At 71.9% G+C, this 26,669-nt stretch carries 26 protein-coding genes and 2 tRNA genes; 15 read left to right on the plus strand and 13 right to left on the minus strand.

All coding sequences use genetic code 11. The features are described 5' to 3' along the window. The first annotated feature begins 66 nt into the window (after nucleotides 1–66). The 3 genes from ACIA6T_RS24525 (at nucleotide 67) to ACIA6T_RS24535 (ending at nucleotide 1,790) form a co-directional block, all read left to right on the plus strand. Nucleotides 67–555: a phage holin family protein gene (locus ACIA6T_RS24525; RefSeq protein ID WP_399448609.1), complete on the plus strand. Its 489-nt coding sequence runs from the start codon at nucleotides 67–69 to the stop codon at nucleotides 553–555. After that, the gene (locus ACIA6T_RS24530) at nucleotides 552–1,502 is read left to right on the plus strand and encodes an alpha/beta fold hydrolase (protein WP_399448610.1); all 951 of its coding nucleotides are present in this window, start codon (nucleotides 552–554) and stop codon (nucleotides 1,500–1,502) included. Before ACIA6T_RS24525 ends, ACIA6T_RS24530 begins: the two co-directional genes overlap by 4 nt. Nucleotides 1,503–1,607: 105 nt before the next feature. Next, nucleotides 1,608–1,790: a hypothetical protein gene (locus tag ACIA6T_RS24535; protein ID WP_073936676.1), complete on the plus strand. Its 183-nt coding sequence runs from the start codon at nucleotides 1,608–1,610 to the stop codon at nucleotides 1,788–1,790. 14 nt (nucleotides 1,791–1,804) lie between these two features. Here the strand turns inward: ACIA6T_RS24535 and ACIA6T_RS24540 are convergent, their stop codons facing one another. The 3 genes from ACIA6T_RS24540 to nth form a co-directional block, all read right to left on the minus strand. Then, nucleotides 1,805–3,004, minus strand: coding sequence for a MarP family serine protease (locus tag ACIA6T_RS24540; protein WP_399448612.1), 1,200 nt, complete (start codon nucleotides 3,002–3,004; stop codon nucleotides 1,805–1,807). 45 nt (nucleotides 3,005–3,049) lie between these two features. Next, nucleotides 3,050–3,751, minus strand: coding sequence for an NUDIX hydrolase (locus ACIA6T_RS24545; RefSeq protein ID WP_399448613.1), 702 nt, complete (start codon nucleotides 3,749–3,751; stop codon nucleotides 3,050–3,052). 88 nt (nucleotides 3,752–3,839) lie between these two features. After that, nucleotides 3,840–4,820 (minus strand): endonuclease III, encoded by a 981-nt coding sequence (gene nth, locus ACIA6T_RS24550; RefSeq protein WP_399448640.1) that lies wholly within the window; start codon nucleotides 4,818–4,820, stop codon nucleotides 3,840–3,842. Nucleotides 4,821–5,221: 401 nt separating this feature from the next. Here nth and ACIA6T_RS24555 point away from each other — a divergent pair, with 401 nt between their 5' ends. After that, nucleotides 5,222–5,896, plus strand: coding sequence for a Crp/Fnr family transcriptional regulator (locus ACIA6T_RS24555; RefSeq protein WP_004928297.1), 675 nt, complete (start codon nucleotides 5,222–5,224; stop codon nucleotides 5,894–5,896). Nucleotides 5,897–5,959: 63 nt separating this feature from the next. Here the strand turns inward: ACIA6T_RS24555 and ACIA6T_RS24560 are convergent, their stop codons facing one another. The 4 genes from ACIA6T_RS24560 to ACIA6T_RS24575 all read right to left on the minus strand — a co-directional run bounded on the left by ACIA6T_RS24560 (nucleotide 5,960) and on the right by ACIA6T_RS24575 (nucleotide 9,092). Further along, on the minus strand, nucleotides 5,960–6,790 hold the full coding sequence (locus tag ACIA6T_RS24560) for an MBL fold metallo-hydrolase (protein WP_399448614.1): 831 nt from the start codon (nucleotides 6,788–6,790) through the stop codon (nucleotides 5,960–5,962). Beyond that, complete coding sequence (locus ACIA6T_RS24565; RefSeq protein WP_399448615.1) at nucleotides 6,787–7,668, minus strand: NUDIX hydrolase; 882 nt, start codon at nucleotides 7,666–7,668, stop codon at nucleotides 6,787–6,789. Before ACIA6T_RS24565 ends, ACIA6T_RS24560 begins: the two co-directional genes overlap by 4 nt. Before the next feature lie 798 nt (nucleotides 7,669–8,466). Beyond that, the gene (locus tag ACIA6T_RS24570) at nucleotides 8,467–8,934 is read right to left on the minus strand and encodes a RidA family protein (protein ID WP_073936669.1); all 468 of its coding nucleotides are present in this window, start codon (nucleotides 8,932–8,934) and stop codon (nucleotides 8,467–8,469) included. Next, on the minus strand, nucleotides 8,931–9,092 hold the full coding sequence (locus tag ACIA6T_RS24575; protein ID WP_003975360.1) for a DUF4177 domain-containing protein: 162 nt from the start codon (nucleotides 9,090–9,092) through the stop codon (nucleotides 8,931–8,933). Before ACIA6T_RS24575 ends, ACIA6T_RS24570 begins: the two co-directional genes overlap by 4 nt. A 127-nt stretch (nucleotides 9,093–9,219) precedes the next feature. On the opposite strand from ACIA6T_RS24575, the gene ACIA6T_RS24580 reads away from it, so the two are divergent. Next, nucleotides 9,220–10,197: an ArsA family ATPase gene (locus tag ACIA6T_RS24580; RefSeq protein WP_399448616.1), complete on the plus strand. Its 978-nt coding sequence runs from the start codon at nucleotides 9,220–9,222 to the stop codon at nucleotides 10,195–10,197. Between the two features lie 160 nt (nucleotides 10,198–10,357). Then, on the plus strand, nucleotides 10,358–11,743 hold the full coding sequence (locus tag ACIA6T_RS24585; protein ID WP_399448617.1) for an ArsA family ATPase: 1,386 nt from the start codon (nucleotides 10,358–10,360) through the stop codon (nucleotides 11,741–11,743). Nucleotides 11,744–11,798: 55 nt separating this feature from the next. Here ACIA6T_RS24585 and wblA read toward each other — a convergent pair whose 3' ends face one another. Then, on the minus strand, nucleotides 11,799–12,137 hold the full coding sequence (wblA, locus tag ACIA6T_RS24590; RefSeq protein ID WP_398367723.1) for a transcriptional regulator WblA: 339 nt from the start codon (nucleotides 12,135–12,137) through the stop codon (nucleotides 11,799–11,801). Between the two features lie 430 nt (nucleotides 12,138–12,567). Between wblA and ACIA6T_RS24595 the strand changes: the two genes are divergently transcribed. Further along, entirely contained in the window at nucleotides 12,568–14,865 is a 2,298-nt protein-coding gene (locus ACIA6T_RS24595) for a transglycosylase domain-containing protein (protein ID WP_399448618.1), read from the plus strand. A gap of 236 nt (nucleotides 14,866–15,101) precedes the next feature. On the opposite strand, the gene ACIA6T_RS24600 is transcribed toward ACIA6T_RS24595, so the two are convergent. Next, on the minus strand, nucleotides 15,102–15,566 hold the full coding sequence (locus tag ACIA6T_RS24600; RefSeq protein ID WP_399448619.1) for a GatB/YqeY domain-containing protein: 465 nt from the start codon (nucleotides 15,564–15,566) through the stop codon (nucleotides 15,102–15,104). A 117-nt stretch (nucleotides 15,567–15,683) separates the two neighbouring features. Between ACIA6T_RS24600 and ACIA6T_RS24605 the strand changes: the two genes are divergently transcribed. From ACIA6T_RS24605 to ACIA6T_RS24635, 7 genes are all read left to right on the plus strand, one after another. Beyond that, the gene (locus tag ACIA6T_RS24605; protein WP_385059522.1) at nucleotides 15,684–16,610 is read left to right on the plus strand and encodes a metallophosphoesterase; all 927 of its coding nucleotides are present in this window, start codon (nucleotides 15,684–15,686) and stop codon (nucleotides 16,608–16,610) included. Between the two features lie 270 nt (nucleotides 16,611–16,880). After that, nucleotides 16,881–17,669, plus strand: a complete 789-nt coding sequence (locus ACIA6T_RS24610; RefSeq protein WP_399448620.1) for a Pr6Pr family membrane protein — start codon at nucleotides 16,881–16,883, stop codon at nucleotides 17,667–17,669. A gap of 33 nt (nucleotides 17,670–17,702) precedes the next feature. Then, nucleotides 17,703–17,776, plus strand: a tRNA-Pro gene (locus tag ACIA6T_RS24615). Nucleotides 17,777–17,938: 162 nt separating this feature from the next. Continuing rightward, entirely contained in the window at nucleotides 17,939–18,643 is a 705-nt protein-coding gene (locus ACIA6T_RS24620; RefSeq protein WP_399448621.1) for a 2-phosphosulfolactate phosphatase, read from the plus strand. A 234-nt stretch (nucleotides 18,644–18,877) separates the two neighbouring features. Beyond that, nucleotides 18,878–18,952, plus strand: a tRNA-Leu gene (locus tag ACIA6T_RS24625). Nucleotides 18,953–19,185: 233 nt separating this feature from the next. Then, nucleotides 19,186–20,076: a hypothetical protein gene (locus tag ACIA6T_RS24630; RefSeq protein ID WP_399448622.1), complete on the plus strand. Its 891-nt coding sequence runs from the start codon at nucleotides 19,186–19,188 to the stop codon at nucleotides 20,074–20,076. A gap of 256 nt (nucleotides 20,077–20,332) precedes the next feature. Then, the gene (locus tag ACIA6T_RS24635) at nucleotides 20,333–21,040 is read left to right on the plus strand and encodes a response regulator transcription factor (RefSeq protein ID WP_399448623.1); all 708 of its coding nucleotides are present in this window, start codon (nucleotides 20,333–20,335) and stop codon (nucleotides 21,038–21,040) included. On the opposite strand, the gene ACIA6T_RS24640 is transcribed toward ACIA6T_RS24635, so the two are convergent. Beyond that, nucleotides 21,009–22,673, minus strand: coding sequence for an ATP-binding protein (locus ACIA6T_RS24640; RefSeq protein WP_399448624.1), 1,665 nt, complete (start codon nucleotides 22,671–22,673; stop codon nucleotides 21,009–21,011). The two genes, ACIA6T_RS24635 and ACIA6T_RS24640, sit on opposite strands and share 32 nt — an antisense overlap. Before the next feature lie 270 nt (nucleotides 22,674–22,943). On the opposite strand from ACIA6T_RS24640, the gene ACIA6T_RS24645 reads away from it, so the two are divergent. Continuing rightward, nucleotides 22,944–23,297, plus strand: coding sequence for an SH3 domain-containing protein (locus ACIA6T_RS24645; RefSeq protein ID WP_385046061.1), 354 nt, complete (start codon nucleotides 22,944–22,946; stop codon nucleotides 23,295–23,297). Nucleotides 23,298–23,374: 77 nt separating this feature from the next. Here the strand turns inward: ACIA6T_RS24645 and ACIA6T_RS24650 are convergent, their stop codons facing one another. The 3 genes from ACIA6T_RS24650 to ACIA6T_RS24660 are packed head-to-tail and all read right to left on the minus strand — an operon-like array spanning nucleotide 23,375 to nucleotide 26,666. Further along, nucleotides 23,375–24,604 carry an ABC transporter permease gene (locus ACIA6T_RS24650; protein WP_399448625.1) on the minus strand — a complete coding sequence of 410 codons (1,230 nt, stop codon included), beginning with the start codon at nucleotides 24,602–24,604 and terminating at the stop codon, nucleotides 23,375–23,377. Continuing rightward, nucleotides 24,601–25,359 (minus strand): ABC transporter ATP-binding protein, encoded by a 759-nt coding sequence (locus ACIA6T_RS24655; protein WP_399448626.1) that lies wholly within the window; start codon nucleotides 25,357–25,359, stop codon nucleotides 24,601–24,603. Before ACIA6T_RS24655 ends, ACIA6T_RS24650 begins: the two co-directional genes overlap by 4 nt. Then, nucleotides 25,356–26,666, minus strand: coding sequence for a peptidoglycan-binding protein (locus ACIA6T_RS24660; protein ID WP_399448627.1), 1,311 nt, complete (start codon nucleotides 26,664–26,666; stop codon nucleotides 25,356–25,358). The genes ACIA6T_RS24655 and ACIA6T_RS24660 overlap by 4 nt, the downstream gene beginning before the upstream one ends. Between the last annotated feature and the right edge of the window lie 3 nt (nucleotides 26,667–26,669).

Consider the following 26,669-nt stretch of genomic DNA (forward strand, 5'->3'; position numbering starts at 1 on the left):
CGAGACGGTACAAAAGACTGAACCGTACGCGCGGACACAGAGCGTACGCAGGAGAGGGAGACCGCGATGAGCGCACCCGACGGCAGCCCGGTCGGCGCCGAACGCAGCATCGGCCAGCTGTTCGCCTCGGCGACGGCCGACATGTCGGCGCTGGTGCACGACGAGATCGCGCTGGCGAAGGCGCAGCTCAAGCAGGACGTCAAGAAAGGCGCGACCAGCGGCGGCCTGTTCACGCTGGCCGGCCTGGTGCTCCTGTTCTCCCTGCCGATGCTGAGCTTCGCCCTCGCCTACGGCATCCGCACCTGGAGCGACTGGAACCTCGCGGTCTGCTTCCTGCTGTCCTTCCTGGCGAACTGCATCGTGGCCGGCCTCCTCGGCCTGATCGGCGTCGTCTTCGCGAAGAAGGCGAAGAAGGGCCGGGGCCCGCAGAAGGTCGCCGCCTCCATGAAGGAGACGGCGGGCGTGCTGCAGAAGGCCAAGCCGCACCCGCGCCCCGAACTGCCCGAGGACCGGGCCCCCCAGGCCATCGAGGCTGTGGCACGCTCATCTTCATGACGGATCCCGCCACCCCTCCGGCGCAACCCGCTTCGGCCGTACGCCTCGACATCCCGGGCAGCACCGGACTGACGCACCGGGACGTCGCCGCCAACGGCGCCCGCTTCCACATCGCGGAGCTGGGCGACGGCCCCCTGGTGCTGCTGCTGCACGGCTTCCCGCAGTTCTGGTGGACCTGGCGGCACCAGCTGACGGCGCTCGCCGACGCCGGTTTCCGGGCCGTCGCCATGGACCTGCGGGGCGTCGGCGGCAGCGACCGCACACCGCGCGGCTACGACCCGGCCAACCTCGCGCTGGACATCACCGGGGTGATCCGCTCCCTCGGCGAGCCGGACGCCGCGCTGGTCGGGCACGACCTGGGCGGCTATCTGGCGTGGACGGCCGCGGCGATGCGCCCCAAGCTCGTACGGCGGCTCGCGGTCGCCTCCATGCCGCATCCGCGGCGCTGGCGCTCGGCGCTGGTCTCCGACGCCAGGCAGTCCGCCGCCCTGTCCCACATCTGGGGATTCCAGCGGCCCTGGATCCCGGAGCGCCGGCTCACCGCGGACGACGGGGCGCTGGTGGCCGAGCTCATCCGGGACTGGTCCGGGCCGCATCTGCCGGACGAGGAGGCGCTGGAGAACTACCGGCGGGCGATGTGCATCCCGTCCACGGCGCACTGCTCGATCGAGCCGTACCGCTGGATGGTGCGCTCCCTGGCCCGCCCGGACGGCATCCAGTTCAACCGCAGGATGAAGCGCCCGGTGCGGGTGCCGACGCTGCATCTCCACGGCTCGCTGGATCCGGTGGTGCGCACGCGCAGTGCCGCGGGGTCCGGGGAGTACGTCGAAGCGCCTTACCGCTGGAGGCTGTTCGACGGGCTGGGGCACTTCCCGCACGAGGAGGATCCGGTCGCTTTCTCCACCGAACTGATCAATTGGCTGAAGGATCCCGAACCCGATCGATGACCGAATCGAGCACTTGTCTGACGATCGGCCAATTGCCTGGCGCATAGGCCAATTGAGGGCGCGCGAGGCGGTTATCGACCTTGGGGCGGGGGCAGACGTCGGGGTATGGGCTGGACGCACGACTACAGTGACGCAAGCCGCGACCGCCGCACGGCGGGCGGTATGGGTTCCCACCAGCGAGGCGGTGCACCACAGATGGCAGGTACGGACCTCAGGGTGGGAATCCCGCGCATCCTCCGCCGCAGGGCGCGTTGGGTCTCCGTCCGCCTGCGCCACCCCCGCGGCTGACCTCCGACCTCACCTCACAGCGCGCAACTGTCGCTGTCCACCTGCTGGTTCGCGGTACGGCCCGCGGCGATGTCCTCCTGGATCTCGTCCACGGTGAGCGCGTAACCCGTCTCGGCGTCGTCGAGCGACTTCGCGAAGACCACGCCGTAGACCTCCCCCTCCGGGGTGAGCAGCGGGCCGCCCGAGTTGCCCTGACGGACCGTCGCGTACAGGGAGTACACGTCACGACGGACCGTGCCGCGGTGGTAGATGTCGGGGCCGTTGGCCGTGATGCGTCCACGCAGACGCGCGGCACGGACGTCGTACGCCCCGTTCTCCGGGAAGCCGGCGACGATCGCGCCGTCGCCGCTGCTCGCGTCCTCGGTGGTGAACCGCAGCGCGGGCGCCTTCAGATCGGGTACGTCGAGGACGGCGATGTCGCGCTTCCAGTCGTAGAGGACGACCGTCGCGTCGTACTTCTTGCCCTCGCCGCCTATCTGCACGGTCGGCTCGTCGACGCCGCCCACGACATGCGCGTTGGTCATGACACGGCGCTCGGCGAAGACGAAACCGGTGCCCTCCAGGACCTTGCCGCAGCTCACGGCGGTGCCCATCACCTTGACGATGGAGCGCTGCGCGCGCAGGGCGACGGGACTGCTCGCCAGGGCCGGGTCCGGGGGCTGTACGTCCGTGATCGGCTCGCTGGCGAAAGGGCTGAAGACCTGCGGGAAGCCGTTCTGCGCGAGGACGGAGGAGAAGTCGGCGAACCAGGTGTCGGCCTCGCCGGGCAGCGCCCGGGAGACCCCGAGCAGCACCTTGGAGCCGCGGACCTCCTTGCCGAGCGTCGGCAGCGTCGTACCGGCGAGGGCCGAGCCGATCAGCCAGGCGACCAGGAGCATCGCGACGACGTTGACAAGTGCGCCGCCCGTCGCGTCCAGCGCGCGGGCCGGGGACCAGGTGATGTAGCGGCGCAGTTTGTTGCCGAGGTGGGTGGTCAGGGCCTGGCCGACGGAGGCGCAGACTATGACGACGACGACCGCGACGACGGCGGCCGTCGTACCGACCTCGGAGTCGTCCGTGAGGGCGTCCCAGATGACGGGCAGCGTGTAGACGGCGGCGAGACCGCCGCCCAGGAAGCCGATCACCGACAGGATGCCGACGACGAAGCCCTGGCGGTAGCCGACAACCGCGAACCACACGGCGGCGAGGAGCAACAGGATGTCCAGCACGTTCACCGCTTCAAGCCTCGCCTCGTCCGACCCAGCACGGCGCCCACCCTGTCATGACCGCCAGTCCAGCGGGACCCGCCTGTCCCGGTCCCAGGGCCGCTCCCACCCCGCGAAGTGCAGCAACCGGTCGATGACCCCGGCGGTGAAGCCCCATACGAGGGCCGATTCGACCAGGAACGCCGGACCCTGGTAACCGCTGGGGTGGACCGTGGTCGCACGGTTGTCCGGGTGGGTGAGATCCGCCACCGGGACGGTGAACACCCGCGCGGTCTCGTTCGGGTCGACGACCCCCACCGGACTGGGTACGCGCCACCAGCCGAGCACGGGTGTGACGACGAAGCCGCTGACCGGGATGTAGAGCTTCGGCAGTACGCCGAAGAGCTGGACGCCGGACGGGTCGAGCCCGGTCTCCTCCTCGGCCTCGCGCAGGGCGGCCCGCAGCGGGCCGTCGCCGTGCGGGTCGCCGTCCTCGGGGTCGAGGGCGCCACCGGGGAAGGACGGCTGTCCGGCGTGCGAGCGCAGTGAGCTGGCGCGCTCCATGAGCAGCAGCTCCGGGCCGCGCTCGCCGTCACCGTCGCCGAAGAGGATGAGGACGGCGGACTGGCGCCCCGTGCCGTTCTCCGGGGGCAGGAAGCGGCTCAGCTGTGTCGGTCCGACCGTCTCCGCCGCGTGGACCACCGGGTCCAGCCAGGAGGGCAGCCCTTCCCTGCTGAGCGTCACCGGGCCGCCCTGGGTACCGCTCGTCCGCGTCATCGCCACCCCCGTCGTCCGGCCGCGTCCCTCGGGTCCAACGCCCGGCGGCCCCGAGATCGTTCCGCCCGCCACCACGTGTGCGGCCCCGTCATCCGGCCCCCAGCGGCGGCGCGGGCCTGCCGCCTGCGTCCAGGTAGGCCTGCGGGGGATTCAGCCGCTGGCCCGGGAGGCCGCCCTTCTCGTACTTGAGCAGTTTCTTCGCCTTCTCCGGGTCCGTCTCGCCCTCGCCGTACGCCGGGCAGAGCGGCGCGATGGGACAGGCGCCGCAGGCGGGCTTGCGGGCGTGGCAGATGCGGCGGCCGTGCCAGATGACGTGGTGGGACAGGTCGGTCCAGTCGCTCTTGGGGAAGAGCGCGCCGACGGCCGCCTCGATCTTGTCGGGGTCGGTCTCACCGGTCCACTTCCAGCGGCGCACCAGCCGCTGGAAGTGGGTGTCCACGGTGATCCCCGGGCGGCCGAACGCGTTGCCGAGCACCACGAAGGCGGTCTTGCGGCCGACGCCGGGCAGTTTGACGAGGTCCTCGAGCCGGCCGGGCACCTCGCCGCCGAAGTCCTCCGCGAGCACCTTCGACAGGCCTATGACCGACTTGGTCTTGGCCCGGAAGAAGCCGGTGGGGCGCAGGATCTCCTCCACCTCCTCGGGGTTGGCTGCGGCCAGGTCCTCGGGGGTGGGGTACTTCGCGAAGAGGGCGGGGGTCGTCTGGTTGACGCGCAGGTCGGTGGTCTGGGCCGACAGCACGGTGGCGACGACGAGTTGGAAGGGGTTCTCGAAGTCCAGCTCCGGGTGGGCGTACGGGAACACCTCGGCGAGCTCGCGGTTGATCCGGCGCGCGCGGCGGACCAGCGCGGTGCGCGACTCCTCCCCGGCCGGCCTGGCGACGGTCTTCGCCGGGGCGGCCTTCACGGAGGCGGTCGCCTTCTCGGGGACGACGAGCGGCTTCTCGGCGGCGGTCGCCTTCTTGGCGGCGGCCGTCTTCTTCGCCCCGGTCGTCTTCTTCACCCCGGTCGTCTTCTTCGCCCCGGTCGTCTTCTTCACCCCGGTCGCCTTCTTCGCCGCCGTCTTCTCCACCGGAGCGTCCGTCTCCTCGGTCGCCTCGGCCGCCCCGCTCGCACGGGTCGTCGGTTTCTTCTTCAACGGCGGCCTCTTTGTCGTTTTCGCCGTTTCCCTACCGCCATCGGAGCTCCGTTCGCCCACAGCGGAATCGCGACGTACACCCACTCCCACAGCTCCCCAGGCCTGTGCTCTCACCGGCGAATTGGACACCCGGCCAGCCTACGGCCCGGCACCGACATCCGCCCCGGACCCCGAAGATCGGCGTCCAATCGGACCCCTGCCGCTTACCCCGACCGGCCCGTACGGCATCCTTGTGACAGATCACACTGTTTGGACCGTCCGGCAAAATGGGAACCACGGTCCCCTGGTACGTGGGGGAACAAGCTCCCCTGAGCAGGTCGACAAGGAGAGAACTCGTGGACGACGTTCTGCGGCGGAATCCGCTCTTCGCGGCGCTCGACGACGAGCAGGCCGCCGAGCTTCGCGCCTCCATGAGTGAGGTGACCCTCGCACGGGGCGACTCCCTGTTCCACGAGGGCGACCCCGGCGACCGCCTGTACGTGGTCACCGAGGGCAAGGTCAAGCTGCACCGCACGTCCCCCGACGGCCGCGAGAACATGCTCGCCGTGGTCGGTCCGGGCGAGCTGATCGGTGAGCTGTCGCTGTTCGACCCCGGTCCGCGCACCGCGACCGCCACGGCGCTCACCGAGGTCAAGCTGCTGGCCCTGGGCCACGGCGACCTGACGCCCTGGCTGAGCGCCCGCCCCGAGGTGGCCACGGCGCTGCTGCGGGCCGTCGCGCGCCGGCTGCGCAAGACCAACGACGCGATGTCGGACCTGGTCTTCTCGGACGTCCCGGGCCGTGTCGCGCGCGCCCTCCTGGACCTCTCCCGGCGCTTCGGCGTGCAGTCCGAGGAGGGCATCCACGTCGTGCACGACCTCACGCAGGAGGAGCTGGCCCAGCTGGTCGGCGCGTCCCGCGAGACGGTCAACAAGGCCCTGGCGGACTTCGCCCAGCGCGGCTGGCTCCGCCTGGAGGCCCGCGCGGTGATCCTCCTGGACGTCGAACGCCTCGCGAAGCGCTCCCGCTGACACCCGGACCCGGCATCGAGGCCCCGCTTCCCGTGGGAGGCGGGGCCTCGCCGTGTCCGCGGGCTAGATGATGCCGTGTTCCCGCAGGTACTCCAGTTGGGCGCGGACGGAGAGTTCCGCGGCCGGCCACAGGGAGCGGTCGACGTCGGCGTAGACGTGGGCGACGACCTCGGACGGGGTGCCGTGGCCGTCCTCGACGGCCGTCTCGACCTGGGCGAGGCGGTGGGCGCGGTGGGCGAGGTAGAACTCGACGGCGCCCTGGGCGTCCTCCAGGACGGGCCCGTGGCCGGGCAGCACCGTGTGGACGCCGTCGTCGACCGTGAGCGACCTGAGCCGGCGCAGCGTGTCCAGGTAGTCGCCGAGACGGCCGTCGGGGTGGGCCACGACGGTCGTACCGCGCCCCAGGACGGTGTCGCCCGTGAGGACCGCCCGGTCGGCCGGGAGATGGAAGCACAGGGAGTCGGCCGTGTGACCGGGGGTCGGTACGACCCTCAGCTCCAGGCCTCCGACGGTGATGACGTCCCCGGCGGCCAGTCCCTCGTCGCCGAGCCGCAGCGCCGGATCCAGTGCCCGCACCTTCGTGCCGGTCAGCTCGGCGAAACGGGCGGCGCCCTCGGCGTGGTCGGGGTGACCGTGCGTCAGCAGGGTGAGGGCGACGCGCTTTCCGGCCTGCTCGGCGGTCCCGACGACGTGTCGCAGGTGTCCGTCGTCCAGCGGGCCGGGGTCGACCACGACGGCGAGGTCGGAGTCCGGTTCCGACAGGATCCAGGTGTTGGTGCCGTCCAGGGTCATCGCCGAGGGGTTGGGGGCCAGCACGTTGACGGCACGCGCGGTGGCGGGGCCGGAGAGGACACCGCCCCGCGGCCGGCCAGGAAGGGTGCTCGCGTCCGTCATGCGGGGGCTCCACCGGTCGGGATGTGCTTGGTGAACTCGTCGTGCCCCGGCCAGGAGAGCACGATCTCGCCCTCCACCAGGCGCGCGGTGGCCAGCACCGGCGTGAGGTCCCGCGCGGGCGCCGCGTCGAGCACCTCCGCGGCCGTTCCGTACGCCGTGAGCCGGCGCAGCGTCGCGATGGTCGGGGGCATCATCAGCAGCTCGCCCCGGTCGTACCCCTCGGCCGCCGCGCGGGGTGTGATCCACACCGTGCGGTCGGCCTCCGTGGAGGCGTTGCGGGTGCGCTGGCCCTCGGGGAGCGCGGCGACGAAGAACCAGGTGTCGTAGCGGCGGGGCTCGAACTCGGGGGTGATCCAGCGCGTCCACGCGCCGAGCAGGTCCGAGCGCAGGACCAGCCCGCGGCGGTCCAGGAACTCCGCGAAGGACGTCTCCCGCGCGACGAGCGCGGCACGGTCGGCCTCCCAGTCGTCGCCGGTCGTGTCACCGACCACGGAGTCGGGGGTGGGCCCGGCGAGCAGGACGCCGGCCTCCTCGTACGTCTCCCGCACGGCCGCACAGACGATCGCCTGGGCCCCCGTCTCGTCGACGCCGAGCCGGTCCGCCCACCACGCGCGCGTGGGGCCCGCCCAGCGGACGTGCCGGTCGTCGTCCCGCGGGTCGACGCCGCCGCCGGGATAGGCGTACGCGCCGCCCGCGAACGCCATGGACGTACGCCGTCGCAGCATGTGCACGGCGGGCCCGTCACCGGTGTCCTTGAGCAGCATGACGGTGGCCGCGCGCCTCGGCACGACCGGCGTGAGGCCACCGCCCGCCAGCGCACGGATCCGCTCCGGCCACTCGGGCGGGTACCACTGCCCGCCGGCCTGCGCATTCACCATGGCCGGAGGCTATCCCGTGACGGGCGGATGTTCGAGTGCCCAGGGAGTACGGCGGGGCCACCGAGCGGCGTACGGACACGGGGCGGGCATCGCGCGGAGGGTGTCCGGCGCCACGCGGAGGCGCTACGGACGCGGGGCGGGCCCCGCGCGGAGGGCATCCGATGCCGCGCGGAAGGCGTCCGATACCGCGCGGAGGCGCTACGGACACGAGGCGGTCCCGCGCGGAGGGTGTCCGGCGCCGACCGCCGAGGTGCGGCGGCAGCACCGGAACCTCCCGCGCGGTGCGCGCTGAGCCCCCGCGCGGTGCGCACCAGCGACCAGTACGGACACGCCGGAGCCCAGGGCACACGTAGGAGCCACCCGTTTGTCCACCCCGGCAACCGGCCGGGGAAGCCGGCGAAAGGGTCCGACGGCAGCGTTCCGGGGCGCAGCCCGGCAGCGGGACCGACCGTCATCCCGGCTTCTCGCACGCACGGCGGCAGGGCGGGGGCCAGGGCGGCACGCCCGGCAGGACGAGCACCCCCGGCTTCTCGCACACACGGAAGCGGGGCAGGAACCGGGGCGGCACGCCCGGCAGGACGAGCACCCCCGGCTTCTCGCAACGCGGCGGGGATCACCGGAACAGGCCGGCGGCGGCCCGCCCGAACCCCATCCCGCCGGCGCATCGCCCCGAAACAGCGGGCCCTGCCGCCAGGCGAAGCCGGCCGACGGGCGGACCCTGTCAGCAGGCGCCCCCGACGGGACGAACCCTGCCGTCAGACGAATTCCACCGGCAGGGCGCACCCGGCCGGTCGAGGGCTACGCCTCCGTGAGTTCCACCTGGATCTCGACCTCCACCGGAGCGTCCAGGGGCAGTACCGCGACGCCCACCGCGCTGCGGGCGTGGACGCCCTTGTCGCCGAGGACCTCGCCGAGCAGCTCGCTCGCGCCGTTGAGGACGGCCGGCTGGCCGGTGAAGTCCGCGGCGGAGGCCACGAAGCCGACGACCTTCACCACGCGCGCCACCCGGTCCAGGTCCCCGGCGACGGACTTGACCGCGGCGAGGGCGTTCAGCGCGCAGGTGCGCGCCAGCTCCTTCGCCTCCTCCGGGGTGACCTCCGCGCCGACCTTCCCGGTCAGCGGGAGCTTGCCCTCCACCATGGGCAGCTGGCCGGCGGTGAAGACGTACCGCCCCGACCGCACGGCCGGCTGGTACGCGGCCAGCGGCGGGACGACCTCCGGCAGGCTCAGGCCCAGCTCGGCCAGTTTCGCCTCGACGGCACTCATGCCTGCTTCTCGCGCTTCAGGTAGGCCACCAACTGCTCGGGGTTGTTCGGCCCGGGCACGACCTGGACGAGCTCCCAGCCGTCCTCGCCCCAGGTGTCCAGAATCTGCTTCGTTGCGTGGACGAGCAGCGGCACAGTCGCGTATTCCCACTTGGTCATGCGGCCGACTCTAGCCCCCGCCCGCGTGGGACGCGGCCCCCGTCCCACCCCCTCGCGCGGGGCGCGACGTCCGGGAACCGCCACCCGGAGCCGCCGGGGCGCGGGGCGAGCATTTAGGCTCGAAGGCGTGAGCAGGCTCCAGGTCGTCAGTGGCAAGGGCGGAACCGGCAAGACCACGGTGGCCGCGGCCCTCGCGCTGGCCCTGGCCACGGAGGGGAAGCGGACGCTCCTCGTCGAGGTCGAGGGCCGCCAGGGAATCGCGCAAATCTTCGAAACGGAGGCGCTGCCCTACGAGGAACGGAAGATCGCCGTCGCTCCGGGAGGCGGCGAGGTGTACGCCCTCGCCATCGACGCCGAACTGGCCCTCCTGGACTACCTCCAGATGTTCTACAAGCTCGGCGGCGCCGGCCGGGCCCTCAAGAAGCTCGGCGCGATCGACTTCGCCACCACCATCGCGCCCGGCGTGCGGGACGTCCTGCTCACCGGCAAGGCGTGCGAGGCGGTGCGCCGCAAGGACAAGCACGGGCGGTTCGTCTACGACTACGTCGTGATGGACGCCCCGCCGACCGGCCGCATCACCCGCTTCCTCAACGTCAACGACGAGGTCGCCGGGCTCGCCAGGATCGGCCCGATACACAATCAGGCGCAGGCGGTCATGCGGGTGCTGAAATCGCCGGAGACGGCCGTGCACCTGGTGACGCTGCTGGAGGAGATGCCGGTCCAGGAGACCGCCGACGGCATCGCGGAACTGCGCGCCGCGCGGCTTCCGGTGGGGCGGGTCGTGGTGAACATGGTCCGGCCGGAGGTGCTGGACGGGGACGGCCTGGAACTCGCGGCGGCGGTCCCTCGTTCCTCCATCGCGCGGGCGCTGTCGTCCGCCGGCCTCGGTGGCGCGCGGCGCGGGGGACACGCCGAGCGGCTGGTGGACCCGTTGCTCGCGCAGGCGGAGGAGTACGCCGAGCGGTACGCGCTGGAGACCGAGCAGCGCGCCGTGCTGGCGGACCTCGACGTGCCGTTGCACGAGCTTCCGCTGCTCGCGGAGGGCATGGACCTGGCCGGCCTGTACCAACTGGCCAGGGAGCTGCGCGAACAGGGCATGTCATGACCGGGCACCGCGCCCGTGCGTCCCGGCCCCGCACCGGTCGTCACCTCTGTCACCACCGTCACCTCCACCGTCGTACCGGCCCCACCGCGCACCACCACAGCCGCCGCCACCGCCGTACCGACCCCGTCACGAGTCGGAAGCACCGGAAGCAGGGGATGTCATGAGTCGTCCGGAACCGGCGCAGGACCGGGACCCGGCCCGTCACCGCCTCTCCCCCACCCGCACGCTCGACGTCGACCCGCTGATCGAGGACCCCGCCACCCGGATCGTGGTGTGCTGCGGTTCGGGCGGGGTCGGCAAGACGACCACCGCGGCGGCGCTCGGCCTGCGCGCGGCCGAGCGGGGGCGGAAGGTGGTGGTCCTCACCATCGACCCGGCCCGCCGCCTCGCCCAGTCCATGGGTATCGACTCGCTCGACAACACCCCGCGCCGGGTGAAGGGCGTCGACGACTCCGCGGGCGGTGAACTGCACGCGATGATGCTCGACATGAAGCGCACCTTCGACGAGATCGTCGAGGGGCACGCGGACCCCGAGCGGGCCGCCGCGATCCTGGGCAACCCCTTCTACCAGTCGCTCTCGGCGGGCTTCGCGGGCACGCAGGAGTACATGGCGATGGAGAAGCTGGGCCAGTTGCGGTCCCGGGACGAGTGGGACCTCATCGTGGTCGACACCCCGCCCTCCCGTTCCGCCCTGGACTTCCTGGACGCCCCCAAGCGGCTCGGGTCCTTCCTCGACGGCAAGCTGATCCGTGTCCTGCTGGCCCCGGCGAAGGTCGGCGGCCGCGCGGGGATGAAGTTCCTGAACGTCGGGATGTCGATGATGACCGGCGTGCTGGGCAAGGTGCTCGGCGGCCAGTTGCTGAAGGACGTACAGACGTTCGTGGCCGCGATGGACTCGATGTTCGGCGGTTTCCGTACGCGCGCGGACGCCACGTACAAGCTGCTCCAGGCGCCCGGGACGGCCTTCCTGGTGGTGGCGGCCCCGGAGCGGGACGCGCTGCGCGAGGCCGCGTACTTCGTGGAGCGGCTGGCGGCGGAGGAGATGCCGCTGGCCGGGCTGGTGCTCAACCGGGTGCACGGCAGCGGCGCGGACCGGCTGTCGGCCGAGCGGGCGCTGGCCGCCGCGGAAAATCTTGAGGACTCCCGCATTGTGGATCAGGTGGACGGGAAAGCTGGACTTCGTAACTCTCCCGAAACGTACGGCAGTTCAGAACCCTCAGCTCCCACCGGATCCCCCTCTCCCACCGGATCCCCCGCGCACACCGAAGACACGGCCGGCGCCGACGGCCCGGAAGCCACGGAAACGGACGCCGACCCGGACCGGTCCGTCGACCGGCTCACCGCGGGTCTGCTGCGGCTGCACGCCGAGCGGATGCGACTGCTCTCGCGCGAGCAGCGCACACGCGACCGCTTCACCGCGCTCCACCCCGAGGTGGCGGTGACCGAGGTGGCCGCGCTGCCCGGCGATGTGCACGACCTCGCGGGACTGCGGGACATCGGCGACCGGCTCGCGACCGACCGGCCGGAGCTGCCCGAAACCCCCTAGGCCAGGACCGCGGGGAAAAGAGGAAACAGGGGAACGCGAGAACCCCCTGGGGCCCTCAGCTCACCGCCGCGTAGTTCTCGTACACCTCGTCGTCGTCGAGCGGTACGACACCCGGCCCCCGCTCGTACTCCGAGCGCGCGGTCTCCAGCAGCCTGCGCCAGGAGGTCACGGTCGGTCGCCGGCGCAGCAGTGCGCGGCGCTCACGCTCCGTCATGCCTCCCCATACGCCGAACTCGACGCGATTGTCGAGCGCATCGGCCAGGCATTCGGTACGTACCGGACATCCGGTGCACACCGCCTTGGCCCTGTTCTGCGCTGCTCCTTGAACGAACAGTTCATCCGGATCGGTAGTGCGGCAGGCGGCCTGCGCACTCCAGTCGGTAACCCAGCCCATACCGGCGCCGTCCTCTCCCGAATCGAGGCTCCCCCACGGCGGCAGCGGCATATTCACCGCCGCCAGTTGAGGACGTTACGGAAGGTGGGCACAGCGCAACACCCCCAGCGGGCCCAATCTTGAATGGTCCGAACGGACTATGGGTAAGCGGCAGATCACCCGGGGGAGTGAGGGGACGACATGCGTGACGAACCCGGCATTTCAGGTCAGTTCAGTTGCGTCACAACGGACACCGCATGACACACGAGGCGGATCCGGACACGGGCTCAACATCCCTCGACGCAAACTCGTACGAAAAAAATCGAGGAGATCCGGAACGATTCGGGGTCGCCGGACGTATTGATACGTGGCCTCACTGCTGTGACAGTTGAGAGCAGCTTAGGCCAAGGCATATACGCTTGTCCGGCGAATGAGAACGTAGGCTGCTCCCATGCCAAAGAAGCGCTCGGGCGGTGGTCTGTCCCCCGCACAGCAGGCCGCCAAGTTCCTCGGTGTCAGTGTCCTCGCGGGGGCCGTCATGGCCGGCATCGCGCTGCCCGCCGTGGGCGCGCTGGGCCTGGCGGCCAAGGGATCGGTGGAGAGCTTCGACGAGCTCCCGGCCAACCTCAAGACGCCGCCGCTGAGCCAGCGCACCACCATCCTCGACGCCGACGGCGGCCAGATCGCCACCGTCTACTCGCGTGACCGCACGGTGGTCGGCCTCAAGGACATCTCGCCGTACATGCAGAAGGCGATCGTCGCGATCGAGGACTCGCGCTTCTACGAGCACGGCGCGATCGACCTCAAGGGCGTCCTGCGCGCGCTCAACAAGAACGCGCGCAGCGGCGAGGTCTCCGAGGGCGCCTCCACGCTCACGCAGCAGTACGTGAAGAACGTCTTCGTCGAGGAGGCGGGCGACGACCCGACGAAGGTCGCGCAGGCCACCCAGCAGACCATCGGCCGCAAGATCGCCGAACTGAAGTACGCGATCCAGGTCGAGGAGGAGCTGGGCAAGAAGAAGATCCTCGAGAACTACCTGAACATCACCTTCTTCGGCCAGCAGGCGTACGGCGTCGAGGCCGCCTCCCAGCGCTACTTCTCCAAGCACGCCAAGGACCTCAGCCTCCAGGAGGCCGCCCTCCTCGCCGGCCTCGTCCAGTCACCGAGCCGCTACGACCCGGTCAACGACGAGGCGGAGGCGAAGAAGCGGCGCAATGTCGTCATCCAGCGGATGGCCCAGGTCGGCGCCGTCTCGCAGGCGGAGGCCGCCGAGGCGGCGAAGGCCCCGCTGGGCCTGAAGGTCAGCAGGCCGAAGAACGGCTGCATCACCGCGGTCGACGACGCCGGGTTCTTCTGCGACTACGTGCGGAACGTCTTCCTCAACGACCCGGTCTTCGGCAAGACCAAGGAGGACCGGGCCAGGGTCTGGAACCAGGGCGGCCTGACCATCCGTACGACGCTCGACCCGCAGGCCCAGGGTTCCGTCCAGCAGTCGCTGAAGGACCACGTCAACACGAGTGACAAGGTCGCCGCCGCGACCACCCTCGTCGAACCCGGCACCGGCAAGATCGTGGCGATGGGGCAGTCGAAGCCGTACGGCACCAACGCCAAGCAGCACGAGACCGTGATCAACTACTCGGTCGACCTCGCCATGGGCGGCTCCAACTTCGGCTTCCCGACGGGTTCCACCTTCAAGCCGTTCGTGGCGGCGGCGGCGCTGGAGGAGGGCAGGCCGCCGACGCAGAGCTACTCCGCCCCGTTCGAGATGCCGTACCCGGCGACCGTGCGCGGCTGCAAGAAGCCCTGGGTGAACGACAAGAGCTACAAGCTGGAGAACGAGAACGAGTCCGAGGTGGGGCCGTACGCGCTCAAGGACGCGATGGCCAAGTCGGTCAACACCTACTTCGTGCAGATGATCGAGGACATCGGCATGTGCCCCGTGGTGACGATGACCGACAAGCTCGGCGTGGTCCAGGGCAACGGGGAGAAGATCCCCGAGGTCCCCTCCTCGATGACCCTCGGTTCCACCGGCCTCTCGCCGCTCACGATGGCGAGCGCGTACGCCGCCTTCGCCTCCCGGGGCATGTACTGCACGCCGGTCGCCATCGAGTCGATCACCCAGAAGATCGGCAACGAGCAGAAGTCGCTCGAGGTCCCGAAGTCGACGTGCTCGCGCGCGATGAGCGAGAAGACCGCGGACACGGTGAACAGCCTGCTGCAGGGCGTGGTCGACTCCGGTACGGGCCAGGCGGCCGGCCTCAGCGACCGGGACAACGCCGGTAAGACGGGTACGACGGACGAGCGCAAGAACGCCTGGTTCGTCGGCTACACGCCGAACATGTCGGGCGCCGTGTGGGTGGGCAGCGCGAGCCAGGAGGTCGAGATGAAGAACATCACGATCGGCGGCCAGTACCACGCGCTCGTCTTCGGTGGCGCGGTCCCGGGCCCCATCTGGAAGGACGCCATGACCGGTGCCCTGTCGGGCAAGGAGTCCCCGTCCTTCAACCTCGTCGACATCCCGGACGCCCAGGACCGCGACGAGGACAAGGGCGACAACGACGGCAACGACGACGGCAACAACGGTGACAACGGCGACGGCGGTTTCATCGGCGGCCTGATCAGCGGTGGCAACGGCAACGGGGGCGGCAACGGATCGGGCGGCACGGGAGACACCGAGCCGGACCCGACCTTCTCCACCCCTGAGGGCTTCATCCGGGGTGCGGGCACCGGCCCCGGAGGACGCGACTGACGGCCCCGGCCGGAGCCGGAGCCGGAGCCGGACACGCGAACGGCCCCTTCCCCCAATGCTGTCGGGGAAGGGGCCGTTTCGACGTCGTGACCGGAAGGCGAGGGGCCGGGCTCAGCGGGCCGTACGCGCTGCCCAGCCGGCCGTACGCAGCAGGCCGTAAGCCGTCGCTCAAGCCGCCGTACCCGGCGGACCGTGCGCGCCGCTCAAGCCGCCGTACGCGGCGCCGGAACCGTCGGTCAGCCGGCCAGCAGCTTCTTCACCTCGGCGGCGACCCGGCCGCCCTCCGCCTGCCCGGCCACCTTCGGGTTCACGATCTTCATCACGGCCCCCATGGCCCGCGGCCCCTCCGCACCCGCCGCCTTCGCCTCCTCGACGGCCTGGGCGACGATCGCGCTCAGCTCCTCGTCGGACAGCTGCTTGGGCAGGTACTGCGCCAGCACCTCACCCTCCGCCTTCTCCCGCTCGGCCTGCTCGGAGCGGCCACCCTGCGCGAAGGCATCCGCCGCCTCGCGGCGCTTCTTCGCCTCGCGGGTGATCACCTTCTGCACCTCGTCGTCGGAGAGCTCGCGCTTCTCCTTGCCCGCGACCTCCTCCTTGGTGATCGCGGCGAGCGTCAGCCGGAGCGTCGAGGAGCGGAGCTCGTCGCGCCCCTTGATCGCGGCGTTGAGGTCATCCTGCAGCTTCGACTTGAGCGTGGTCATGGCTCGATTGTCGCAGGTGCGCGACGACGAACGCCTACTGATTTAAGGCCCCTGTTCCCCCGGGGGGTTCCCCGGGGCCGTGCGGAGGGACCCCGTCGGATCTGACACGATGGGCCCATGCGCGCGCGATACGGAATCCCCCTGGGAATCACGGCGGCCGGCGCCGCCGGGCTGCTGTACGCGGCGGGCTTCGAGGCCCGCTCCTTCCGCCTCCGACGGGTGACCGTCCCCGTCCTCCCGTCCGGGATGCGCCCCCTGCGCGTGCTCCAGGTCTCCGACATCCACATGGTCGGCGGCCAGCGCAAGAAGCAGCGCTGGCTGCGCTCCCTGGCGGGCCTGCGCCCCGACTTCGTGCTCAACACGGGCGACAACCTGTCCGACCCCGAGGGCGTGCCGGAGGTCCTCGACGCACTCGGCCCCCTGATGGAGTTCCCGGGCGCGTACGTCTTCGGCTCCAACGACTACTACGGCCCCACCCTGCGCAACCCCGGCCGCTACCTGGTCGAGAAGGTCCAGGGCCGCCACGGCCTGAACGGCAACGCCCAGGCGGTCGGCGTGGTCCACAACCCGTGGGAGGACCTGCGGGACGGCTTCGACACGGCCGGCTGGCTGAACCTGACGAACACCAGGGGCACCCTGAAGATCGAGGGCACGTCGATCGAGCTGACCGGCCTGGACGACCCGCACATCAAGCGCGACCGGTACGCGGAGGTCTCGGGAGGCCCGTCGGACGGGGCGGACTTCTCGATGGGCGTCGTCCACGCCCCGTACCTGCGTGCCCTGGACGCCTTCACGGCCGACGGCTACCCGCTGGTCCTGGCCGGCCACACCCACGGCGGCCAGCTCTGCATCCCCTTCTACGGCGCCCTGGTCACCAACTGCGACCTGGACACGGACCGTGTGAAGGGCCTGTCCACGCACACGTCCGAGGGCCGCACGTCCTACCTCCACGTCTCCGCGGGCTGCGGCACCAGCCGCTACACCCCGGTCCGCTTCGCCTGCCCTCCGGAGGCGACGCTGCTGACCCTGGTCGGCCGGGACTGAGACCACCCGTCCCGACCGGGCTGGGGCCACCCGCCCCGGTCGGGACCGAGACCACCCCCGGCCGGGCTGGGGCCACTCGCCCCGGTCGGGCTGGGACCCCCGGCCGGGATCGATACCACCCCCGGTCGGGACCGAGACCACCCGCCTCAGCCCGGCCTGAGACCACCCGCCTCAGCCCGGCCTGAGACCACCCGCCTCAGCCCGGCCTGAGATCACCCGTCCGGCCCACCCACATCGCCCCGAACCGGACATCCGCCCACGCTGGGGTGCATGACCGCCCCGATACCCAGGGACCTCCCGGACATCCCCGCCCTGCCGCGGACGCATCCGGCGTCGGCCGCCCTCTTCGCCCCCGCCAGAGCCGTCGTACCCCTGGTACGCCGCCCGCTGACAGCGGCGTACCGCCTGCTCCTGGCGCTGCTGGCGGCGGGGGCGGTGGTGCTGGAGACCCTCCTCGGCGACCCTGCCCGGGTCCTGAGTCACTTCGCGGTCCAGAGCGCGGCCCTGCTGGCCCTGGTCACGTTCGCCTCGGCCCGCCGCGCCTGGAGCGCTCGCCACCCCCTGCCGGGCGCGATCACGGGAGCGGCCCTGCTGTACGTGATCATGGCGTCCCTGGTCCACCACATCCTCCTGGCGGACGCGACCCCACGCTTCTCGATGACGGACGGAACCACCGGGGCGGCGGCCTGGCTGGAGCCGCTCGCCGCCCACACCCTGCACACGGTGCTCCCCATCGCCGCGCTACTGGACTGGCTCCTCCTCACCCCGCCGGCCCGCACCCGCCTCCGCCAGGCCGCCACCTGGCTGCTGTACCCCCTGGCCTACCTGGCCTTCACCCTGGCCCGGGGCGAACTCCTCCCCGGCTCCCCCGCCCGCTACCTCTACCCCTTCCTCGACGTCGCCCGGCACGGCTACCGGAACGTCCTCGCCAACGCCCTCCTCCTGGGACTCGCCTTCTACGCCCTGGCCGTCCTCCTCGTGGCCCTGGACCACACCCGCCCGGACCCGGTCCGCCACCGCTCGAAAACCGGATTTCGCCTCGGGCCCCCAGTGGGCTAAAGTAAACGTCGTCGCCGCGAGAGCAGCGACGATCGGGGTGTAGCGCAGCTTGGCAGCGCGCTTCGTTCGGGACGAAGAGGTCGTGGGTTCAAATCCCGCCACCCCGACAGAGAAACAACAGGCCCGGGGCCTACTCACGTGAGTAGGCCCCGGGCCTGTCTCGTCTGCGCGCCGTGGAGCCCGTCCGTGTGCGGGTGAGCCCGTGTCCGTCGGCGTGATGCGCGTCACCGTCCGGGTGCTTCGGGTCGGGCATGCGTGATCATGGCCGGATGGACGCTCGTTTCCTCGGCATCTCCGAGCTGGTCGAAGCCCCGTCCGTGGCGGTCGTGGTCGACGTCATGCGTGCCTGTACGGTGGCCGCCTGGGCCTTCGGCCAGGGAGCGGAGAAGATCGTTCTTGCCGGGTCACCGGACGAGGCCCTGGCGCTCAAGGCTCGCCACCCGGGCTGGGTGGCGCTCAAGGACGGTGCGCCGGCGGACGGGTTCGACATGGTCAACTCGCCCGGTCTGCTGCGGTCCGTCGACCTCGGCGGACGGACCGTCGTGCAGAAGACCACGGCGGGGACGGTCGGCGCCCTCGCGGTCAGGGACGCGTCGCTGGTGCTGTGCGCCGGCTTCGTGGTCGCGGAGGCAACGGCTCGGTTCTTGCGGGCGCGTGAGTGCGACGGTGTCACGTTCGTGGTCACCGGCGAGGACGGGCGGGCCGATGAGGACCTGGCGTGCGCCGAGTACATCGCCCGGAGGGCCACCGAGGCCGGGAGGACGGACGCGGCCGAGTTCCTCCGCCGCGCCGGCGAGTCACGAGCCGCCACCGAACTGACGGAGGGCGTACGCCAAGGAGCCCACCCCGATGACGTCGCACTCTGCCTCGAACTCGACCGGTTCCCCTTCGCCATGGTGGCGACCGCGGAGGACTCGCTGATGGTCCTGCGTCCGTGCGCCGTGCCTCAGCCGGCCGACGAGGCTTCGGCCTGACCCCTGGTGAGGTCCGGTTCCCGCCACGCGCGAGCCGGCATCCGGGACGCGACAGACCACGTCACAGAAGTCGACGAGGCCGGCCGGCGCCCGGGATCTCCGGCGAGGGGCAAGGGGGAATCCATGGTCCGGTGAGCGGGCTTCCGGAGGGAGACGTGCGGAGTACTGGTGGCGGCCTCGGCGGTCGTTGCGCCCTGTTCGTCGCCGTGGGTGGAGTCTATGATCACCGGCAAGGCGGGGTCGTAGCACAGAGGTAGTGCGCCGCGACAGCATCTCGGAGGACGTCGGTTCGAATCCGGCCGCCCCGCCCCTTCCGGAACGCCGCCCGCCGGCCCGAATCCGTGGTCGGTGACAGTCATCGGCCTCCGGCTCCTTCCGCGTCCCGGCCTTGCGGAACACGGTCAGCGGCACCACTCCTGTCGCGTGTGCCCCGTAGGAATCCAGCGGGTCGCAGCACACACGCCGGGATACGCTCACAGCCCTGACGAAGGTCAACCGCGTTGACACCGGGGGGAATTGTGGGCAATTCATCGCGTGGTTCCGTGCCGCGCGGAGTGATGAGCGCGGCGTTCGCCGTCGTGCTGGTCGCCGGGGGAGCGGGAGCCTGCGGAGGTGACGGCGGGAGTGGTTCCGGGAAGGGGGAGCCGTCCGGGGTGACGCCCGCGACGGCCGTGGCCGAGGCGGCGGCGAACTCCGCGGACATCACGTCGCTCCACTACCGGATCACCGGGACCGTGCCGGAGACGGGCCGGCTGGAGGCCGACGCGTTCATGAGGACGGATCCACCGGCGATGAGCACGGAGATGAGCACGGCCGGCCAGGACGGGGACGGCCCGCTGCCGGTCCGGTTCGTCGACGAGGTGATGTACGTCGGCAAGGCGGTGCGGGGCAAGCGTTGGTTCAGGGCGGACCCGGCCGGGTGGGGAGGCCTCACCGTGGACAACGACTCCTACGGCGTACTGCCCCGTCAGCTGGAGAGCAGCCCGGTCGTGCAGTCCACCCTCCTGACCGGGTCCAGGGATGTGCGGGTGGTCGGGACCGAGACGGTCGACGGCACCAGGACCACGCACTACAGGGGAACGGTCACCTCCGGGAGTCTGCGCGCCGCCCGCGACGCCGCCCCGGACGAGGCGACCCGGGAACGTCTGGTCGAATGCCTCGACCAGTTCATGGGGCTGCGCACCCCCGACACCCTCACCATGGACCTGTGGATCGACGGCGACAACCGCGCCAAACGGTTCCGGTGGCAGGCCCGGATCGACGGCGTGCGGACCGGCACCGGCACCGGTGGCGGTGCCGGTGCCGGTGCCGGTGGCGGGCCGCTCGACCTGACCGTCACCTTCCTCGACATCGACCGGCCCGTGACCATCGAGGCCCCGCCGGCCGAGGACACCGCCGCTCTCCCGGACGCCGCCCAGGAGGGCGGAGCCTGAGTCCGCGAGGGCCCGCCACCCCGTCGGGGCCGGGGCCGTGTACGCGGTGACCGAAGTCAGGGACGGCCAGGCGCCGGGGGGGCCGGGCAGGCCGGCGGGCCTGCGGACCTGCGGGCCTGCGGGCCTGCGGGCCGACGGGCCTGCGGGCCTGCGGGCCGACGGCGGAGAAAGCACCGCGACGCCGGAGAGCGCGGGCGGGCACGGGCCGGGTGTACTAGCGTTCGGGGAAGCGGAGGATCTTGCTGGGGGAGAATCGGTGAGCGCTCGGATTCTGGTGGCCGAGGACGACGAGAAGCAGGCCCGGCTGGTCCGGATCTACCTGGAGCGGGAAGGCAACGCGGTGCAGGTCGTGGGTGACGGCCGGGCGGCGCTGGAGAAGGCCCGCTCGTCCAGACCCGATCTCATCGTGCTCGATGTGATGCTGCCGCTGGTCGACGGGCTCGACGTGTGCCGCATCCTGCGGGCCGAATCCGATGTGCCCATTCTTCTCCTCACCGCCCGCACCACCGAGGAGGACATGCTCCTCGGCCTCGACCTGGGCGCCGACGACTACCTCACCAAGCCCTACAGCCCCCGTGAGCTGACCGCACGGGTACGGGCGCTGCTGCGCAGGTCGCGGAAGGCCGCCGGCTCGGCGGAGCCCGCGGTGCTGCGGGTCGGCGCGGTGGTGCTGGACACCGCGCGCTTCGAGGTCCGGGTGGCGGGGCAGCCCGTGGTGCTGACCGCCAAGGAGTTCGCCATCCTGGAGGCGCTGGCCCGGGAGCCGGGCAGGGTCTTCACCCGGGCGCAGATCATCGAGCGGGTCTTCGGTTTCGACCACGACGTGCAGGAGCGGACCGTCGACGCGCATGTGATGAACCTGCGCCGGAAACTGGAGGCGGACCCCGGACGCCCCCGCCATCTGGAGACGGTGTACGGGCGGGGTTACCGCCTCAACGACGGTCCGGACCCGGCGTCCTCCTGACGTCCGCACGTCCACCGCCCGGGGCCATGGGCAGGACGACGGTGAACGTCGTGCCCGCCCCGACGGTGCTGCGCACCTCGATCGTGCCCCGGTGGTCGGTGACGATCTGGCGGGCGATGGACAGGCCCAGGCCGCTTCCGCCGGTCGCCCGGCCCCGGGAGGCGTCCGCCCGCCAGAAGCGGTCGAAGAGGTGCGGCAGGTCCTTGGCCGCTATCCCCTTGCCGGTGTCGCGCACTTCCACGACGGCCAGTTCGCGCCGGGGTGTCAGGGCCAGGGTCACGCTGCCGCCCGCCGCGGTCGCCCGTATCGCGTTGCCGACCAGGTTGCCGACGACCTGACGCAACCGGTCAGGGTCGGCGGTCACGAACACCGGTTCGGGCGCCTCCAGTTCGAGCGTGACGCCCGCCGCGTCGGCCTGGGCGCGGTGGGCCGTGCGGCCGGTCTCCAGCAGCTCCCTCAGATCGACCTCGGTGGGGTGGTAGGTGAGCGCGCCGGCCTCCGCCAGTGCGAGGTCCTGGAGGTCGTCCACGATCCGCTGCTGCAGCAGCGCCTCCTCGTGCAGGGAGGCGAGCAGTTCGGGGGTCGGTTCGACGACGTCGTCCCGCAGTGCCTCCAGATAGCCGCGCAGATTGGCCAGCGGGGTGCGCAGTTCGTGCGCGATGTCACCGATGAGGCGGCGCTGGCGCTCCTCGCCCGCCTGGAGGGAGTCGGCCATGCGGTTGAAGGCGCCGCCGAGCTGGGCGATCTCGTCCCGGCCGGAGACGGGGACCCTGCGTTCCAGGTCGCCCTCGCCGAGACCCTTCGCGGCCAGTGTCATGGCCCGGACGGGGCGCAGTACGGCCCTGCTCAGGAGCAGGGCGCCGAGGACGGCGGCGAGGGCGACCCCCATCGCGACGGCCACGGTGGGCGCGGCGGCCAGGGTGGGCGGCGACTCGTCGCGTACGCCCAGGCGGATCTCCAGGCGGGGCGGGGCGACGGAAGCGGTCCGTTCGCCGAACGCCCGTTGCAGACAGGCGGTGGGCCGCCGCTCGGTCCCGCACGGCTGGACCGCGTCGACGTCCTGCGCGGTCGGCGGGTTCGCCCCCGGCTTCGGCTCGGGGCACTGCGCGGGCCGCCGGCCGGTGCTGATCCGGGGGACGCCGATGTCGTCCGCGGTGGCCGTCGGTTCCGCTCCGGCCCCGGTCAGACAGGCCGCGTACGCCACCGTCGCGCGGTAGTCGGCGATCGCCGTGGCGGTGAGTTTCACCGAGGTCCGCGGTGCCTGGCCCGCCGGGAACCGCAGGGTGGGGCGCGGGTCGACCAGGACCGCGGGCCGGCTGCTCGGCGGGCGGGGGTCGCGGCCGGCGAGGGCGTCGGAGTCGGCGAGCAGGACGTCCGTCTCCGTGACGACCCGGATGCGCTGGCCGGTGTCCCGGGCGAGCCCGGCCACCGTGGGCGACAGTCCCTCCCAGGTGCCGTGCGCGAACCCGTACGCCCGCAGTGCGCCGGTGATCCGGGAGACCTCCTGCTCCCCGGCCGTGACGGTCTCCTGGACCTGGCGGTTGGCCTGACGCAGCGTCAGCCATGCGGTCGCGGCGGTGGCGGCCAGCGCCACCAGCATGAGCATGCCGAGAACGCGAAGCCGGAAGCTCACCGTGCCTCCTTCGGTCGTTTCCGGAATTACAAGAGTGCGTCGTCGGCCAACGCTCATCAGGAATGGCTCATTCCTATCAATTTGATGCTTTTGGGCCCCACATGAGCGAAAAGTGGCCACTACCCGACGGAACCATTTCTTCACCTTAATTCGGGTGTGATCGTACATACGGCCGCTCGCGTCCCTGCCGATGCGGAGGCCACCGCCTCCGCTCCGGCCTCGTCCGGGGGCGAACGCGGCAGTCACAACACGACACACAGGGGGTACATCATGAAACGACTCGCGGCATTCGTGCCCGTGCTCGCGGCCGTCGCCGTGGCGGTTCCGCTGTCCCTGGCGACGCCGGCCGCCGCGCACGCCTCGTGCGGCACGACCGTCTCCGACAAGGACGGCAGCTCGTGGGGCAAGACGGCCAACGGGGCCAACGAGCGCAGCGGTTCCAGCACCAGCTGCACCATCAAGGGCGTCGCCTACAACACGCAGTCGCTGGACTACCACTGCTACACCGTCGGCAACGACGGCTACACCTGGACGTACGTCAGAAACGACGCCACCGGTGTCACCGGCTGGATCCGTGACGACCTGCTGAGCGACGGCGGCAGCTTCGTCCACTGCGGCTTCTGACGGTCCCTTCGTCACACCGGGCACCACGCAGTGACGCCCGCCGCCGGGTGTCCCCGACCGGGGACACCCGGCGGTGTTCATGTGCCGGACAGCGCCTCCGTCGGGGACAGCCTGCTCGCGCGGACCGCCGGGTACAGGCCGGCGATCATGCCGATGGCCAGGGTCGAGGCGATGCCCGCCAGGCTCGCCCACGCCGGGACCACCGTCGGCCAGTCCCGACTGAGGGCGTATCCCGCCGTGATCAGTGTCCCCAGGACCGTTCCGCCGAGGCCCCCGATGAGGGACAGCAGCAGTGACTCCGTCACGAACTGCGTACGGATCTGGCCCTTGGTCGCCCCGAGCGCGCGCCGCAGACCGATCTCGGGACGCCGTTCCAGTACCGAGATGACCATGGTGTTGCCCACGCCCACACCGCCGACGAGCAGGGCGACCCCGCCGAGTCCGAGCAGCAGCCCGGTCAGTGCCGACTCGGTGGCCTCGCGGGCCGCGAGCGCGTCGGAGGGCCGTGAGATGCGCACCTCGCCCGGCTTCTGCGGGTACGCCGTGGCCGGGAGCACCGCCCGTACCGCCGCGACCCGGCTGTCCTCCGCGCGGACGTACACCGTCGACGGATGGCCGTCGAAGCGCAGATAGGTCCGGGCCGCCGACCATCCGACCAGGGCGGCGCCGTCGAGTTCCGGTGCCAGCGGTACCGGATCGAGGACACCGATCAGCGAGAACCAGCGGTCGCCGAGCCAGACCCGGGTGCCAGGCGTGTACACGTCGAGCCGTTGGGCGGCGGTGGCGCCGAGCACCACCGCCGGGTACTCGTCGGTCGCGGAGTCCAGCCAGCGTCCCCTGCGGACCTGCCCGCCGACGGCCGGCAGGAGATCGGTGCCGGCCGCGAGCACGGTCAGGGAGCCGGTCCGGCCGATGGCGATGTGGTCGTTGCGGTAGACGTGCGCGTCGGTCGCGCCGGTGGCGGCCACCTGCCGCACCGGCGGGATACGACGGACCATCGAGACGGCCTCGTACGGCAGTCGGGCCTTCTCGCCCGTCAGGGACTCGCCCGGGGCCACCCGCAGCAGATTCGTGCCGAGGGCGTCGAGCCGCCGGTCCACCTCCGCCTGCCCGGAGCCGGAGATGCCGACCACCGCGATCATCGCGGCGACGCCGATGGCGATGCCGAGCGCCGAGAGGAAGACCCTCAGCGGACGCGTCCGCAGCCCCGTACCGCCGAGCCGTACGACGTCCGCGGGCCCGAGCCGGGCGGCCCGCAGCCGGTCACCCGGGTCCCGCCGGGAGGAGCCGGGGGTGCTGTCCGTCATCGGGTCACCCCGATCGACGGGCCGGTCGACGGACCGGTCGACGGACCGGTCGACACGTCGGTCGACGTATGGGCCGACGTGTCGGTGACCACGCGTCCGTCGCGCATCTCGATGCGTCGCGGGAGCTGCGCGGCTATCTCGCGGTCGTGCGTGATGACCACGACGGTGGTGCCGGCCGCGTGCAGTTCGCGCAGCAGGGCGAGTACGGCCGCGCCCGACGCGGAGTCGAGGTTGCCGGTCGGCTCGTCCGCGAGCAGCACCGAGGGTTCACCGACCACGGCACGGGCCACGGCGACCCGCTGCCGCTCACCGCCGGAGAGCTGGTGAGGCAGGTGCCGGACGCGGTGGCTGAGCCCGACCCGGGCCAGCGCCGCCGCGGCCCTGGCCCGGCGCCGCCGCATCGGGACGCCCGCGTAGAGCAGTCCGTCCGCCACCGAGTCCAGGACCGGTACCCCGACCGCGAGGTGGAACTGCTGGAAGACGAAGCCGATCCGGGTGGCCCGCAGCGCGGAGACCTCGCGGTCGGACAGTTCCGCCACGTCGTGGCCGTCGACCAGGACCCGGCCCGACGTGGGCCGGTCCAGGCTGCCCATGAGGTTGAGCATGCTGGACTTGCCGGAGCCGGACGGGCCGACCACCCCGACCAGTTCCCCGCGTCCGATCCGCAGACTCACGTCCCGGACCGCGGCCACCGGGCCCGGGTAGGTCTTCGAGACGGCGTCGAACTCGACGACGGCCCGGTCTCCGCCGCTCATTCGGGAATCCTCACCTTCAGTCCCGCGCGCACCGCGGAACCGCTCACTTCCACCTTGCCGTCGGCGAACAGTCCGGTCTTCACGGCGATGAAGCCGCCGTCCGCCGTCTCCAGCCCGTGCCCGCCCTCCGCGAGCGCCACCAGCGCGGCGACCGGCACGGTCAGCACGTCCTTGGCCTCGCGGCCGACGTACTCGACGGTGACGGGGCCGCTCTCCAGCCGCCCCACGGACTTCTGGTCCTCGATGGTGACGGTCACCGGCAGGGTCGCCCCGCCCTGCCCCGAACCGTCCTCGCCGGAACCGCCCTCGGGGGCGGTGGCCTGTCTGCCCACCGACGCCACCTCGCCCCGTACGGTCCTGCCGTCGGGCAGCCCGACCCGGACGGCCGCGCCGCGTACGGCCCAGGAGGCGTCGGCGGCCGAGGCGTTGACGACGACCTTGCGCGCCGTTCCGGTGTACGTGAGGGCGTTCTCGGCGACGGCCTCGCCCAGCCGGACGCCCGGCCGGCCGATCCGCACCCTGCCGGCGGAGTAGATGACGTCCCCGATGCCGACCCTGCCGGTCTCGGGTATCCCGAGCGACTTCTGCCACCGCTCGACGGCGTCCGCCGTCTTGTCGGTGAACCTCTCGTCCACCGTGAAGCCGGTGTAGCCGAGCGCGGCCAGGTTCGTCTCGAACTGCAGGACGTCCATGCCCTTGAGTTCCGTCACCGCGGCGGCCCCGGTGCCCGTCGGCGCCGGCTGAGCGGAGGGGCTCGCGGCGCCGCCGCCGGTCCCGCCGTCCGTCTTGCCCTCGCCGGAAGCCGTGGTGCCGGCCCCGGGCGCGGTCCCACCGCCGGACGCGGTCCCACCGCCGGACGCGGTCCCACCGCCGGACGCGGTGTCGGCCTCGGGCGCGGTGGCGGTCAGCCCCAGGTCCCGGTACATGGGCAGCGACCCGTACAGCAGCACCACCGGGCGGTCGTCGACACGCAGCAGTGTGTCGCCGCGCTTCACCGTGGTCCCCGCCTCGGGCAGCCCGGTCACGGTCCCGGTCGCCTTGACCGGCAGGGGTATCTCCGTGCCGTACCCCAACTGGCCGTCCACCTGGGTGCGTTCGGTCAGCGTGGCCCGGACCACCTCGACCAGCGAACCGGTCCGGGGCGGTGCGCCCGCGCTCTCGTCCTCACCACCGCCGAGGCCCAGGGCGCCCACCACGGCGACCGCCGCCACGACGACCACGGCCAGGGCGATCAGCGCCGTACGCCGTCCCCGTGCGCCGCGTGGCGGTTCGGACACCGCCTCGGACTCGTCATCGATCCGTGTCACCGT

This window comes from Streptomyces sp. NPDC051740 (genome assembly GCF_044453165.1).
In the GTDB taxonomy this organism is placed as follows: domain Bacteria; phylum Actinomycetota; class Actinomycetes; order Streptomycetales; family Streptomycetaceae; genus Streptomyces; species Streptomyces atrovirens.